Raw genomic sequence first — 14,521 nt, forward strand, 5'->3', positions numbered from 1 at the left:
AGCTCGGGCGCCTTAGGCGGTCGCGGCCGTCCGGCCCCGGGCACCTAAGGCCCCCCTGGTCCGGCGTAAGGCATCCCCGTCCCCGAACATGCGGCACTCTCCCGATGTGGCGCACCCCCCTGGGAAACGAAAGTTGAGGCATCGCGGAAAACGGTCCGCGAGAACCGCAGCGATCGTCACCAGGGAGACGACATGTTCGAGTACGAGATCCACCAGATCCGCTCCGGCGAACTCATCCAGCAGGCCGAGGCCCACCGTCTGGCCCGCACCGCCTCCAAGGCCCGCCGCGCCGCGCGCCGGTCCGGCGGCCAGGAGGCCGAGGGGCGGGTGAGTACCCACCGGCCGCGCCGGCACCGTGCCGCACGCACGGCATGAGCGCGACACCTCGGTCCGGGGGAACGGTGACGGGGGAGCCCACCGGGGAGGGCGGACTGCCTGCCGCCCTCCCTTCCCGCCCGGCCCCGGGCCCCCAAGGCCGAGCACCCCTTCTGCCCAGCGCCGAAAACCCTGCCGCCCTCTCGTATCCGTGTGCGATGCTCGGCGATGTGGAAACCAGGTCCGTCAGCCCGGTCTTCGTCGGCCGCGCCGACGAACTGGGCGCACTCAACACCGCTCTCGCACGCGCCGTCGCCGGCGAGCCGCAGGCGCTGCTGCTCGGCGGTGAAGCCGGGGTCGGCAAGACCCGGCTCGTCGAGGAGTTCGCCGCCGGAGCGTGCCGGCGGGACGCCGTCGTCGTCACCGGCGGCTGCGTCGAGATCGGCGCCGACGGGCTGCCCTTCGCCCCCTTCTCCACAGCCCTGCGCGCCCTGCGCCGCAAGCTCCCCGACGCCTTCGACACCGCCGCCGCCGGCCGCGAGGACGAACTGGCCCGGATCCTGCCCGAGCTGAGCGACCGGGCGCACCGGGGCCGGGGCCTCGACGGACGCAGCGACGAGAGCACCACCGCCCGCCTCTTCGAACTCACCGGGCGCCTCCTGGAGCGCGTCGCCGCCGAACACACCGTCGTCGTGGTCCTCGAAGACCTGCACTGGGCGGACGCCTCCACCCGCCACCTCCTCTCGTACCTCTTCCGCACGCTGCGCAGCGGCCGCCTCGCCCTCGTCGCCACCTACCGCGCCGACGACGTGCACCGCCGCCATCCGCTGCGCCCCCTGCTCGCCGAACTCGACCGGCTGCGCACCGTCACCCGCATCGAACTCGGCCGCCTCAACCGCGGCGAAGTGGCCCGTCAGGTCGCCGGGATCATGGCCGCCGAACCCGACCGGACCGTCATCGACGACATCTTCCGGCGCTCCGACGGCAACGCCTTCTTCGTCGAGGAACTCGCCGTCTCCGCCGCCGAGGGCTGTGCCACCGGCCTCACCGACTCGCTGCGCGACGTCCTCCTCGTCCGTGTCGAATCGCTGCCCGAGTCCGCCCAGCGCGTCGCCCGGATCTGCGCCGAGGGCGGCTCCACCGTCGAGTACCCGCTGCTCGCCGCCGTCGCCCGGCTCGGCGAGGACGAACTCATCGACGCCCTGCGCGCCGCCGTCGGCGCCAACATCCTGCTCGCCTCCCAGGACGGCGACGGCTACCGCTTCCGCCACTCCCTGGTCCGCGAGGCCGTCAGCGACGACCTGCTGCCCGGCGAGCGCTCCCGCCTCAACCGCCGCTACGCCGAAGCACTCGAGGCCGACCCGGCGCTCGTCCCCGCCGACGCCCGCGCCATGCGCCTGGCCACGTACTGGTACCACGCCCACGACCCCGCGAAGGCCCTGCCCGCCGTCCTCGACGCCTCCGTCGAGGCCCGCCGCCGGCACGCCTACTCCGAGCAGCTCAGGCTCCTGGAGCGGGCGATGGAACTGTGGGACGCCGCACCCGAGGAGATCCGCGCGGCCCTGCGCATGGGCGACTACGCGGAGGCCTATCTGGCCTGCAACTGCGACCCGGCCGAGACCCCGCTCACCTATCTCGACCTGCTGGCCGAGGCCGCCGACGCCGGCCGCCTCTGCGGGGAGCGGGAACGCGCCATGAAGATCGGCAAGCGTGCGCTCGGGCTCCTGGAGGAGGCCGCGGCGGGCGGCGACGGCGACCCGCTGCGCGCCGCCTGGTTCTGGATCCAGCGCTCCCGGATCATCTCCCACACCGGCCGCGGCGACGGCTGGCACGAGATCGCCACCGCCCAGGAACTGGTCCGCGGCCTGCCACCGTCCGAGGTGCACGCCGAGGTCCTCACCCACGCCGCCGCCTGGGGCATGCTGCACAGCCCGGGCGCGGAGACCCTGGCCGCGGCCGAACGCGCCGTCGAGTACGCCCACATGGTCGGCGCCGCCGAGACCGAACTGCACGCCCGCCTCATCCTCGGCGGCCTCCTCGTCGACGCCGGCGACATCGAGCGGGGCTTCGCCGAGATGTACGCCGCCCGCGACGGCTCCATCGAGCTCGGCCTGCTCACCCGCATCAACAACGTCAACGTCAACCTGCCCTCCGTCCTCGAGGGCGTCGGCCGCTCCGAGGAGGCCGTCCGCATCTGCGACGAGGGCATCGCCCTGTGCCGCCGCTACGGCCTCACCGACACCAAGGGCTGGGTCCGCTCCAACAAGGCCGAGTCCCTGCTCTCCCTCGGCCACTGGGACGAGGCCTTCAAGGCCGCCGACTGGACCCGCCGCTCCGCCCTCAGCACCAAGCCCCGCGGCACCTCCTGCGTGCACCTCGCGACCCTCGCCCTCGGCCGCGGCGCCCTTCAGGAAGCGGCCGACCAGCTGGCGGCCGCCCATGAGCACCACGGCACGCACGACCCGATGCCACAGCACTCCCTGCCCCTCGCCCATCTCGCCCTCGCTCTCGCCGCCGCCCAGGGCCGCCTCCTCGACGCCCGTGCCGAACTCGACGCCCTCGTCACCGCCGGCCTGCCGCACTCCAGTCACCGCTACATCTGGCCGTTGCTGCGCACGGCCGCCGCCGCGGAGGCCGACGCCCGCGGCCTGCCCGCCGCCGACACCGGCCGCGCCGACGCCATCGCCCGCATCAGGGACGCCGCCAAGCACCAGGCCGCCCTGGTCCCCGTCTGGCACGCCCACGAACAGTGGGTCCGCGCCGAACTCCTGCGCGCCGAGGGCCGCGACACCCCCGACGACTGGTCCGCCACCGTCACCTCCCTCGAACCCCTCGACCGGCCCTACGACCTGGCCCGCGCCCGCCTCCGCCTCGCCGAGTCCCTCCTCGTCCCCGCCCCCACGAGCGGCGGCACGACCGAGAACGACCGCGACCGCGCCACCCCACTGCTCCGCCTCGTCAGCGCCGTCGCCGACCACCTCGGCGCCCGCCCGCTCAGCGAGTCCGTCGCCCTGCTCGCCCAGCGCGCCCGGATCAGCCTCCACCGTGACGAGCCACGCCGGGACGCCCCGGCCGACCCCGCCGAGGAGTTCGGCCTCACCAGCCGCGAGCGCGACGTCCTGCGCCTGGTCACCGCCGGCCGCAGCAACCGGCAGATCGCCGAGGAGCTCTTCATCTCCCCGAAGACGGCCAGCGTCCACGTCTCCAACATCCTCGCCAAGCTGGGCGTCGCGGGCCGCGGTGAGGCGGCGGCCCTGGCCCACCGGCTGCGCCTCTTCCCGGAGCATCCGGCGCTCGTGCCGCCCGGCACCACGGCCTGACCCGACGGCCGGGCCCTCCCGTACGCTGAACGGGAGGCTCGGCTGTCACGCCATCTGGAGGCGCGGTGTTCAACATGTTCGAGGAGTTGTTCGCCCCCGGCCGCAAGCACACCAACGACGAGCGCAAGCGCCTGGAGCTCACCCGGGTCGACCTGAACGACGGCGACCCCGGCCGCGGCCCCATAGACCTCTCCTCCGGCAAGGTCGTCGTCCGTCCCCCGGGCAGGACCGAGGCGCAGCCCGAGACGGAGCCCGAGTCCGAGGCGGAGCCCGAGGCAGGGACATCGCCGCCGGAGGCCTCCGGGACCGCGGCGGCCGTGGAGGGCCCGGCGCCCGCGCGCGACTGAGGGCACCCCCGGGGTCAGCTCACCTTCAGCTCCAGAATCCGGTCGTCCCCCTTCCCCGGCGTGCCCCGTGTGTCCGTCTCGCTCGTCACCAGCCACAGCTTGTCGCCACCCGCGGAGACCACCGTGCGCAGCCGCCCGTACTTCCCCTTCAGGAACGCCTGCGGATCATGCGCCGCCTTGGTCCCGTCGAGCGGAACGCGCCACAAGCGCTCGCCCCGCAGTCCCGCCATCCAGATCGAGCCCTCCGCGAAGGCGACCCCGCTGGGGGAGGCGTCCTGGGTGTGCCACTGGGCGATCGGATCGTGATACCCGGCCTTGCCGCTCTCGCCCTCGGCGTCGGGCCAGCCGTAGTCGTCACCCGCCACGATGTTGTTCAGCTCGTCCCAGGTGTCCTGGCCGAACTCCGAGGCCCACAGCCGCTTGTCCTCGTCCCAGGCCAGGCCCTGCACATTGCGGTGCCCGTACGAGTACACCGGAGAGTCGGCGAACGGATTGCCCGGTGCGGGGGCGCCGTCCGGAGTGAGCCGCAGGACCTTGCCGCCCGTGGACTTCTTGTCCTGCGCCAATTCGGTGCGGTACGTCTCGCCCGTGCCCACGTACAGCAGGTCGTCCGGGCCGAACGCGATCCGCCCGCCGTTGTGGTTCGTGCCCTTGGGGATGCCCTTGAACACCGTGTCCGGAGCGCCCAGCTGCTCACCGGCGGGCTTCTTCTCGTCGTACAGCATCCGCGCGATGCGGTTGTCCGACTCCGTCGTGAAGTACGCGTAGACCATGTGGTCCGAGGCGTAGGAAGGCGAGAGCGCGAGGCCCAGCAGGCCGCCCTCGCCGGCCGGTGCCACACCGGGCACCGCGCCGAGCTCCGTCTTCTTCCCGGTCTTCGTGTCGACGCGGGTGATCGTCCCCTCGTCCCGCGACGAGACCAGCAGGTCCCCCTCGGGCAGGGGAGCCAGCCCCCACGGCGATCTCAGGCCCTCGGTGACCGTGCGCACGACGGTCACCGACCCCTTGGCCGGCGGCACGTCGCCCGACTTCGGAGTCGTGGACCCGCCCGGATCGCTCGCGCTCGGCGCGGATGTCTTGTCTTTGTTCGGCGGCCCGTCGCCACCGGACGAGCACCCCGCCACCGTGAACAGGAGCGCGGCACAGGCGGCCACGGCACACGCGGGCCGCACAGCTGAACGTTGCACGATCAGGATCCCTTCGACGCGACGGTTCTACCGTTCATACACCGCTCGCCCCGCGCAGGTTCCCGATCTCCGTCCACCGAATCCGACCCGGTCGGATCCCGATGGCGCGCGGCCGCCGTCAGTCCCAGGACCCCTGCGCCGCGGGCAGCTCCGCGATCTCCGCCAAGTCCGCCTCCGTCAGCGTCAGTTCGGCGGCCGCCGCGTTCTCCACCGCCCACCGCTCGTGCTTGGCCCCGGGCACCGGCACCACGTTCCGCCCCTGCGCGAGCACCCAGGCCAGTGCCACCTGCGCCGGTGTCACGCCCTCGCCGTGGCGCGCCGCGACCCGTCGCAGGCCCGCCACGATCGGCTGGTTCGCGGCCATCATCTCGGCGGTGAAACGGGGATGCCGGGCCCGCACGTCGTCCGGCTCGAACCCCTGGCCAGGCGTCAGCGTCCCGGTCAGGAACCCGTTGCCCAGCGGCATCGCCGCCAGGAAACCGATGCCGCGCGCCGCACACCACGGCACCAGCGACTCCAGCGCCTCGGGGGACCACACCGACAACTCGGCCATCACCGAACTCACCGGGAACACCTGCTGGACCCGCTCCAGCTGCCGGATCGTTTCGCCGTACAGCCCGGCGCGGCCGCCGCGACGCGTGGCCCGCGCGCCCACCGCGCACAGCCCCAGGGAGCGCACCTTGCCGGCGCGCACCAGCTCCGCCATCGCGCCCCAGGTCTCCTCGACCGGGACCTCGGGGTCGGCCCGGTGCAGCTGGTACAGGTCGATGACGTCGGTCTGCAGGCGCCGCAGCGACGCGTCGCAGGCCCGCTTCACATAGCCCGGCCGGCCGTTGGCGACGATGTGCTGCTCGCCGACGAGCAGCCCTACCTTCGTCGACACGAAGGCATCCGCACGCCGTTCCTTCAGGACCCGGCCGAGCAGCAGCTCGTTGGTGAACGGCCCGTACATGTCGGCGGTGTCGATCAGGGTGCAGCCCCGGTCCAGCGCGGCGTGCGCGGTACGCAAGGACTCCTCGCCGCGCTGCCGGGATCCGGTGTAGGCCCAGTTCATCGGCATGCAGCCGAGTCCGACCGCACCCACCTCGAGCGCCGCCGCCCCGATCGCCTTGCGCTCCACCTGCTCGTGACCCTCCCTGTCTTTGGTCCCCAACCTAACCTCTGCACGTCGGAGGGTCTGACATAGCCTCCTGACCATGACTGGTGATGTATGGCTGCCCTTCCGCGCCGACGAGGTCCCCGGCCTTCCCGAAGGCCTCAACTACCGTTTCTGGAACGGTGAGCCGGACTTTCCCGCGGACCCTGCCGACTGCGCGTACTACGTCGTCCCCTACATGAAGAGCATCGAGATCGCCGTACGGCCCCTGCCGGAGATGGCGTCCCTGCGGGTGCTGCAGACCCTCTCCGCAGGGGTCGATCACGTACAGAGCGGGCTCAAGTACCTGAGCCCGGGCGTGGAGTTGTGCAATGCGCGCGGTGTGCACGACGCCAGCACCGCCGAACTCGCGCTGACCCTGATCCTCGCCTCCTTGCGCGGAATCCCGGACTTCGTGCGCGGACAGGACCGCGGGGAGTGGCGCTCCGGGTTCCGTCCCGCGCTCGCCGACAAGAACGTGCTCATCGTGGGATACGGGGCGATCGGCGCCGCCATCGAGGACCGGCTCGTCCCCTTCGAGGTCGCGCGGGTGGCGCGCGTCGCACGCTCCGCACGCACGGCGGAGCGCGGGCCCGTGCACCCGCTCACCGACCTGCCGGAGCTGCTGCCCGAGGCCGACGTCGTCATCCTGGTGACCCCGCTCACCGAGGACACCCGCGGCCTGGTGAACGCCGAGTTCCTCGCGCGCCTCAAGGACGGCGCACTCCTGGTGAACGTCGGCCGCGGTCCGGTCGTCGACACCAAGGCGCTCCTCGCGGAGTTGGAGAGTGGCCGTATCAATGCGGCCCTGGATGTCACCGACCCCGAACCGCTGCCCCGGGACCACCCGTTGTGGCAGGCTCCGGGAGTGCTTATCTCCCCGCACGTCGGTGGTCCCACGTCCGCCTTCCTGCCGCGCGCCAAGCGACTCCTTGCCGCCCAGCTCACCCGCTTCGCGGCCGGACAGCCGCTCGACAACATCGTCCTCACCATCAGCTGACCGACGCACCACCGGCCCCACGGACAACTCCCGTGCGGCCGCCCGCCTTTGGGCGCGCACGCTCCGCGCCCGTCCGGCTGCACCCCGTGCCTTCATCGTCGCTGGTCGTCACGGAGAGTAGAGGAACTATGTCCCTGAGTGACGAGACTGGTGTATCGTCCCGACTGGGGCAGCGCCGCTCAGTACGCGGCGCCGGGGACGAATGTCGGACTGCGAGGGGGGCGACGGGCGATGCACGGCCTATGGGCGAACGATCCGACGCGGCGGGGCCGCCGGCGGCTGGTCTGTCTGGCCTCACGCGCACCGATACACGGGCGAAGTCCGGGCTGCCGCAGGAGCCATACGCACCGGGCCGGGGCCCGCGGAGGCCGCAGAAGGCACCCGCACGCCAGGCAGGGCGAGCGGGACACCGGAGCGGCCCGATGGACCGAGGCGGTCCGATGACCGCCCAGTCGACGCCGACCACCGCTCTGGGCGCCCCCCTGCATTCCGGAGGGCCGGTACCCGCCCGCGCCCCGCGGGGCGGCGCGGGCATGGGCCCCCAGCTGGCACTCACCCTGCTCTGCGCGGCCTACGCCACAGGGTCCGCGATCGGCTGGGGAAGCGACGGACTCGCCCTCTTCATGGGCGACTTCGGGCTGAGTATCGCCGCCGCCGTCGCCGCTGTATCGAACTTTCTGTACGCGCGCAGCCGGCGCAGCCGCTTTCGACCCGCCTGGCTCCTCTTCGCACTCTCCTCCCTGATGGCTTCGCTCGGTAACGGGGTGTGGGGCTGGTACGAGGTCGTCCTGCGCGCGCCCGTGCCGACCCCGAGCCTCGCCGACCTGTTCTTCCTCTGCTTCGCGCCGCCCGCGATCATCGGTCTCCTCGTCCTCGCCAAGCGGCCCGTGACGAAGGCCGGCTGGATCTGCCTCGCACTCGACGCGTGGCTCATCGCCGGATCCCTGGTCACCCTCTCCTGGAGCCTCGCCCTCGCGCACACCGCCGAATTCGAGGGGCAGAGCGTCACCCGCACCGCGCTGTCACTCGCGTACCCGCTGCTGGACATCGCGCTGGTCAGCATGGTGCTCGCGCTGCACTTCCGGCGCTCGCCCGGCAACCGCACGGCGGTGAACACCGCGATCGGCGCGCTCGCCCTGACCGTGATGTGCGACGCGCTGTTCACCTCCCCCCTGCTGCACGCCAGTTACCGCTCGGGGGAGATCCTCGACGCGGGCTGGTTCGCGGGGTCGCTGCTGCTCGCGTACGCGCCGTGGGTGGGGCCCAAGGCGGGGCCGTCGCACGAGGAGCGTCCGCAGGGACCCGGCGGGCGCTACCAGGTCAGCTACACCCGGCCCATCTCGGGTTCGCTGGCCGCGCTCACGCCGTATCTGGCCGCCGCCGTCTGCACGTTGGGGATTCTCTACAACGTCCTGAACGGGCACAGCGTGGACCGGGTGGTGCTCTTCACGGCCTGCACCGTCGTCCTGGCCCTCGTCGTGCGCCAGGGCATCATGCTCCTCGACAACATCACCCTCACCCAGGAGCTGGCGCAGAAGGAGAACCACTTCCGCTCCCTGGTGCAGGGCTCCAGCGACGTCATCATGATCGCCGCTCCGAACGGGATCCTGAGGTACGTCAGCCCCGCCGCCGCCGGGGTCTACGGACGGGAGGCGGAGGAGCTCGTCGGATCCGAGCTCGCCTCGATCATCCACCCCGAGGACCTCGGGCGCGTGGTGCACGAGGTACGCCGGTTCCTCGCCGCGAGCCAGGTCGAGGAGCCCACCACCCGCATCGAGTGCCGCTTCCGGTCCGGCACCGGAGCCTGGCTGAACGTGGAGTCCACGATCAACCGCCACCACGGCGGCCTGATCCTCAACAGCAGAGACGTCACCGAACGGGTGCGTCTCCAGGCGCAGTTGCAGCACAACGCCGAGCACGACCCGCTCACCGACCTGCCCAACCGGGCCCTGTTCACCAAGCGGGTCGGTCAGGCCCTGACCGGACGACGGGCCACCGACCGGGGCACCGCCGTGCTCTTCATCGACCTCGACGGCTTCAAACAGGTCAACGACACGATCGGCCACCAGGCGGGCGACGAACTGCTCGTGCAGGCGGCAAGAAGGCTGGCCGACTCCGTACGTTCCGGAGACACCGCGGCCCGTCTCGGCGGTGACGAGTTCGCGGCACTGATCGTCGGCGACGGAAGTCGCGACCACACCGCCAGGGAACAGCAGATCTACGAGCTGGCCGACCGGCTCAGGATCCGGCTGTCCCAGCCCTACACGATCGGCAGCCACGACAACGTGCGCGTCGCCGCCTCCATCGGCGTCTCCTTCGCCGAGCCCGACATCACGGCGGGCGAGCTGCTGCGCAACGCGGACCTGGCGATGTACCGGGCCAAGGCCGCGGGCAAGGGCCGCGTCGAGCTGTACGCGCCCCAGATGCAGGCCGACGTGGTCCGCAAGGCCGAGCTGGCCACGCGGCTGCGCTCGGCCCTGCACGACGGCGAGTTCGCGCTCCTGCACCAGCCGATCGTCTCCCTCGACGACGGACGGATCACGGCGGTCGCCGCGCAGGCGCGCTGGCGCTCGGCGCAGGGCATCCTCTTCACGCCCGCCGAGTTCCTGCGCGTGGCCGACGACAGCGAGCGCACCGCGGAGCTGGGCCGCTGGATGCTGGAGGAGGCCGTCGAGCAGGCCGCCGAGCGCGGCCACAGCGGCCACGCGACGCCGGTCGCCGTGCGGATAAGCGCCCGCAGGCTCCTCGACCGCGCCATGCCGCTCGGCTCCATCGAGGCGCTGCTGACCCGCCACGGGCTGCCGTCGGGCGCGCTGATCATCGAGCTCGCCGACAGCGACCCGAGGGCGCCTCTGGACGAGCTGGAGCGGCGTCTCACGGCACTGCGCAGACTCGGCGTCCGCATCGCCCTGGACGGATTCGGCAGCGGCTATGCGGCGATCACCGCGCTGCGCAGGCTCCCCGTGGACGTACTGAAACTGGACAGGTCGCTCGTCGAGGGAGTCGTCGAGTCCGCGCGCCTGCACAAGATCACCAGCGGGCTGCTGCGGATCGCGGGCGACCTCGGGCTGACCTCCGTGGCCGACGGGGTGGACCTGCCCGAGCAGGTTCTCGCGCTGCGGGAGATGGGGTGCACGCACGGTCAGGGGATGGCGTTCTCCGGGCCGCTCGACGAGTACCGGCTGCGGCGCGCGCTGGCCTCGGGGGAGTACCCGGTGCCGACGGGACCGGCCGAGCCGGTGTTCGCCGGCATGCCCGCACTGCGCTCACATAATGAGACTCCCGTCCCACCCACTTGACACGCCCTGTGTGCCGGGGGGAGGGTCAATGCCATGCGCACCCGAATTCTCGTACTTGGAAAGCGCGTCGGCTGAAGCTGGGACCCACCGGTCCGCACCGGAATCCCCAGCAACCGCTCCCGGCGCGCTCCCCTCGCTTGCCCCACGGCACGAGGGGTTTTTTGTTGCACCGGCACAGGACGCAACCCGTAAGACCCCTGCACAACCCTCGCAAAAACCCTCAGCATCGAGAAGAGAATGCCGATGACCGAGCAGGCCACCGGGGCCCACCATCCGCAGCCGCGGCCCCGTTCCGGAGGACAGCAGTCCGCCCCCGTCGAGCACGTCACGGGTGCGAAGTCCCTCATCCGCTCGCTTGAGGAGGTCGGGGCCGACACCGTATTCGGCATTCCCGGCGGCACGATCCTTCCCGCGTACGACCCGATGATGGACTCGAGCCGCGTGCGCCACGTGCTCGTCCGTCACGAGCAGGGCGCGGGGCACGCCGCCACCGGTTACGCGCAGGCCACCGGCAAGGTCGGGGTGTGCATGGCCACATCGGGCCCGGGTGCCACCAACCTGGTGACGCCGATCGCCGACGCGTACATGGACTCGGTGCCGCTGGTCGCGATCACCGGCCAGGTCGTCTCCGCCGCGATCGGTACGGACGCCTTCCAGGAGGCGGACATCGTCGGCATCACGATGCCGGTCACCAAGCACAACGTTCTCGTCACCAAGGCCGAGGACATCCCGAAGGCGATCGCCGAGGCGTTCCACATCGCCTCCACGGGGCGTCCGGGTCCGGTCCTCGTGGACATCCCCAAGGACCTGCTGCAGGCGCAGACCACGTTCTCCTGGCCGCCGCAGGCGGACCTGCCCGGCTACCGCCCGGTGACCAAGCCGCACGCCAAGCAGATCCGCGAGGCCGCGAAGCTGATCACGGGTGCGAAGCGGCCCGTCCTGTACGTGGGTGGTGGCGTCCTCAAGGCGCACGCCACCGCCGAGCTCAAGGTCCTCGCCGAGCTCACCGGAGCGCCCGTCACCACCACCCTGATGGCGCTCGGCGCATTCCCCGACAGCCACCCGCTGCACGTGGGAATGCCGGGCATGCACGGTGCGGTCACCGCCGTCACCGCGCTGCAGAAGGCCGACCTGATCGTCGCCCTCGGTGCCCGTTTCGACGACCGCGTCACCGGCAAGCTGGACAGCTTCGCGCCGTTCGCGAAGATCGTCCACGCCGACATCGACCCCGCGGAGATCGGCAAGAACCGCGCCGCCGACGTGCCGATCGTCGGGGACGCCCGCGAGGTCATCGCCGACCTGATCCAGGCCGTGCAGAAGGAGCACAGCGAGGGCCAGATCGGCGACTACAGCGCCTGGTGGAAGGACCTGAGCCGCTGGCGCGACACCTACCCGCTCGGCTACGAGCAGCCCGAGGACGGTTCGCTCTCCCCGCAGCAGGTCATCGAGCGCATCGGCCAACTCGCCCCCGAGGGCACGATCTTCGCCGCCGGCGTGGGCCAGCACCAGATGTGGGCCGCGCACTACATCCAGTACGAGAAGCCGTCGACCTGGCTCAACTCGGGCGGCGCCGGGACCATGGGCTACGCGGTGCCCGCCGCGATGGGCGCCAAGGCCGGCGCACCGGACAAGCCGGTCTGGGCGATCGACGGCGACGGCTGCTTCCAGATGACCAATCAGGAGCTGACCACCTGCGCCCTGAACAACATCCCGATCAAGGTCGCCATCATCAACAACGGCGCCCTCGGGATGGTCCGCCAGTGGCAGACGCTGTTCTACAACCAGCGCTACTCGAACACCGTGCTGCACGCCGGCCCCGAGGGTGACACCCCGCCCAACAAGGGCACCCGCGTCCCCGACTTCGTGAAGCTGTCCGAGGCGATGGGGTGCTACGCGATCCGCTGCGAGCGCCCCGAGGACCTCGACAAGTGCATCGAGGAGGCGAACGCGATCAACGACCGCCCCGTCGTGATCGACTTCATCGTCCACGAGGACGCCATGGTGTGGCCGATGGTCGCCGCCGGCACCTCGAACGACGAGGTCATGGCCGCACGCGGTGTCCGCCCCGACTTCGGCGACAACGAAGACGACTGAGAGCTGTCAGGAAGCAGGGAACACACACCATGTCCACCAAGCACACGCTCTCCGTCCTGGTCGAGAACAAGCCGGGCGTGCTCGCCCGCATCACCGCACTGTTCTCACGCCGCGGCTTCAACATCGACTCGCTCGCCGTCGGTATCACCGAGCACCCCGACATCTCCCGCATCACCATCGTCGTGAATGTCGAGGGCCTCCCGCTCGAACAGGTCACCAAGCAGCTCAACAAGCTGGTCAACGTCCTGAAGATCGTCGAACTGGAGCCGGGCGCCGCCGTCCAGCGCGAGCTCGTGCTCGCCAAGGTCCGCGCCGACAACGAGACGCGCTCGCAGATCGTCGAGATCGTCCAGCTGTTCCGCGCCAAGACCGTGGACGTCTCGCCCGAGGCCGTCACCATCGAGGCCACCGGCTCCAGCGACAAGCTCGAGGCGATGCTCAAGATGCTGGAGCCCTTCGGCATCAAGGAGCTCGTCCAGTCCGGGACCATCGCGATCGGCCGCGGCTCGCGCTCCATCACCGACCGGAGCCTGCGGGCGCTCGACCGCACGGCCTGATCCACGCGTCACCGTGCTCGCATAGCGAGACCTGAAAACTTTCCGTCCTTCTCCCGCCGTACGGTGGGACGCAACACCAGCACACCAAGGAGAACCCCAGTGGCCGAGCTGTTCTACGACGACGACGCCGATCTGTCCATCATCCAGAACCGCAAGGTCGCGGTGATCGGATACGGCAGCCAGGGCCACGCCCACGCGCTGTCCCTGCGCGACTCGGGCGTCGACGTGCGCGTCGGTCTGCACGAGGGCTCCAAGTCCAAGGCGAAGGCCGAGGAGCAGGGCCTGCGTGTCGTCACGCCGTCCGAGGCCGCGGCCGAGGCCGACGTCATCATGATCCTGGTGCCGGACCCGATCCAGGCCAAGGTCTACGAGGAGTCCATCAAGGACAACCTGAAGGACGGCGACGCGCTGTTCTTCGGTCACGGCCTCAACATCCGCTACGACTTCATCAAGCCCCCGGCCGGCGTGGACGTCTGCATGGTCGCCCCCAAGGGCCCGGGTCACCTGGTGCGCCGCCAGTACGAGGAGGGCCGCGGCGTTCCGTGTATCGCGGCCGTCGAGCAGGACGCCACCGGCAAGGCCTTCGAGCTCGCCCTGTCCTACGCGAAGGGCATCGGCGGCACCCGCGCCGGCGTCATCAAGACGACCTTCACCGAGGAGACCGAGACCGACCTCTTCGGCGAGCAGGCCGTCCTCTGCGGCGGTACGGCCGCGCTGGTGAAGGCGGGCTTCGAGACCCTGACCGAGGCCGGCTACCAGCCGGAGATCGCGTACTTCGAGTGCCTGCACGAGCTGAAGCTCATCGTGGACCTCATGTACGAGGGCGGCCTGGAGAAGATGCGCTGGTCGATCTCCGAGACCGCCGAGTGGGGCGACTACGTCACCGGCCCGCGGATCATCACGGACGCCACCAAGGCCGAGATGAAGAAGGTTCTCGCCGAGATCCAGGACGGCACCTTCGCCAAGAACTGGATGGACGAGTACCACTCGGGCCTGAAGAAGTACAACGAGTACAAGACGCAGGACGAGAACCACCTCCTGGAGACCACCGGCAAGGAGCTGCGCAAGCTCATGAGCTGGGTGGACAACGAGGAGGCGTAAGCCTTCGCAGAACGGGGCCGCGGCACACGCCGCGGCCCCGTTCTCCATAGGTTGTCCACACGGTTGTCCATGGCGTCCAGCCACGGACGAGTGATCCTTCCAGGGAGGCGCAAGACGGCCTCCCGCGCGCCACTACACTGCTGAACTATTCGCGTCGGGCCCACAG

Annotated in this window: 10 protein-coding genes; 8 read left to right on the forward strand and 2 right to left on the reverse strand. The window is 71.1% G+C overall.

Going from position 1 to position 14,521, the window contains the following annotated elements; genetic code table 11:
• Positions 1-192: 192 nt before the first annotated feature.
• The 3 genes from ACVHNB_RS07665 to ACVHNB_RS07675 all read left to right on the forward strand — a co-directional run bounded on the left by ACVHNB_RS07665 (position 193) and on the right by ACVHNB_RS07675 (position 3,982).
• Positions 193-375, forward strand: a complete 183-nt coding sequence (locus ACVHNB_RS07665; RefSeq protein WP_456227674.1) for a hypothetical protein — start codon at positions 193-195, stop codon at positions 373-375.
• Between the two features lie 158 nt (positions 376-533).
• Entirely contained in the window at positions 534-3,635 is a 3,102-nt protein-coding gene (locus tag ACVHNB_RS07670) for a helix-turn-helix transcriptional regulator (RefSeq protein WP_456227675.1), read from the forward strand.
• 74 nt (positions 3,636-3,709) lie between these two features.
• On the forward strand, positions 3,710-3,982 hold the full coding sequence (locus tag ACVHNB_RS07675) for a DUF6191 domain-containing protein (RefSeq protein WP_456228850.1): 273 nt from the start codon (positions 3,710-3,712) through the stop codon (positions 3,980-3,982).
• Between the two features lie 14 nt (positions 3,983-3,996).
• On the opposite strand, the gene ACVHNB_RS07680 is transcribed toward ACVHNB_RS07675, so the two are convergent.
• Both ACVHNB_RS07680 and ACVHNB_RS07685 read right to left on the reverse strand, forming a co-directional pair.
• Positions 3,997-5,169: a PQQ-dependent sugar dehydrogenase gene (locus tag ACVHNB_RS07680; RefSeq protein ID WP_456227676.1), complete on the reverse strand. Its 1,173-nt coding sequence runs from the start codon at positions 5,167-5,169 to the stop codon at positions 3,997-3,999.
• 118 nt (positions 5,170-5,287) lie between these two features.
• Positions 5,288-6,289 carry an aldo/keto reductase gene (locus tag ACVHNB_RS07685; protein ID WP_428952151.1) on the reverse strand — a complete coding sequence of 334 codons (1,002 nt, stop codon included), beginning with the start codon at positions 6,287-6,289 and terminating at the stop codon, positions 5,288-5,290.
• A 76-nt stretch (positions 6,290-6,365) separates the two neighbouring features.
• Between ACVHNB_RS07685 and ACVHNB_RS07690 the strand changes: the two genes are divergently transcribed.
• The 5 genes from ACVHNB_RS07690 (at position 6,366) to ilvC (ending at position 14,355) form a co-directional block, all read left to right on the forward strand.
• Complete coding sequence (locus tag ACVHNB_RS07690) at positions 6,366-7,304, forward strand: 2-hydroxyacid dehydrogenase (protein ID WP_428952150.1); 939 nt, start codon at positions 6,366-6,368, stop codon at positions 7,302-7,304.
• A 440-nt stretch (positions 7,305-7,744) separates the two neighbouring features.
• Complete coding sequence (locus tag ACVHNB_RS07695) at positions 7,745-10,603, forward strand: putative bifunctional diguanylate cyclase/phosphodiesterase (protein WP_428952149.1); 2,859 nt, start codon at positions 7,745-7,747, stop codon at positions 10,601-10,603.
• 243 nt (positions 10,604-10,846) lie between these two features.
• Entirely contained in the window at positions 10,847-12,697 is a 1,851-nt protein-coding gene (locus ACVHNB_RS07700) for an acetolactate synthase large subunit (RefSeq protein ID WP_456227677.1), read from the forward strand.
• 29 nt (positions 12,698-12,726) lie between these two features.
• Positions 12,727-13,254, forward strand: coding sequence for an acetolactate synthase small subunit (gene ilvN, locus ACVHNB_RS07705; protein WP_363198694.1), 528 nt, complete (start codon positions 12,727-12,729; stop codon positions 13,252-13,254).
• Positions 13,255-13,353: 99 nt separating this feature from the next.
• Complete coding sequence (ilvC, locus tag ACVHNB_RS07710) at positions 13,354-14,355, forward strand: ketol-acid reductoisomerase (protein ID WP_365511181.1); 1,002 nt, start codon at positions 13,354-13,356, stop codon at positions 14,353-14,355.
• Positions 14,356-14,521: the final 166 nt, after the last annotated feature.

This window comes from Streptomyces sp. YJ-C3, from assembly GCF_053891275.1.

Coding starts and splice junctions, on each gene's coding strand:
- ACVHNB_RS07665 (WP_456227674.1), top strand. CDS start 193: ATGTTCGAGTACGAGATCCACCAGATCCGCTCCGGCGAACTCATCCAG.
- ACVHNB_RS07670 (WP_456227675.1), top strand. CDS start 534: ATGCTCGGCGATGTGGAAACCAGGTCCGTCAGCCCGGTCTTCGTCGGC.
- ACVHNB_RS07675 (WP_456228850.1), top strand. CDS start 3,710: ATGTTCGAGGAGTTGTTCGCCCCCGGCCGCAAGCACACCAACGACGAG.
- ACVHNB_RS07690 (WP_428952150.1), top strand. CDS start 6,366: ATGACTGGTGATGTATGGCTGCCCTTCCGCGCCGACGAGGTCCCCGGC.
- ACVHNB_RS07695 (WP_428952149.1), top strand. CDS start 7,745: ATGACCGCCCAGTCGACGCCGACCACCGCTCTGGGCGCCCCCCTGCAT.
- ACVHNB_RS07700 (WP_456227677.1), top strand. CDS start 10,847: ATGACCGAGCAGGCCACCGGGGCCCACCATCCGCAGCCGCGGCCCCGT.
- ilvN (WP_363198694.1), top strand. CDS start 12,727: ATGTCCACCAAGCACACGCTCTCCGTCCTGGTCGAGAACAAGCCGGGC.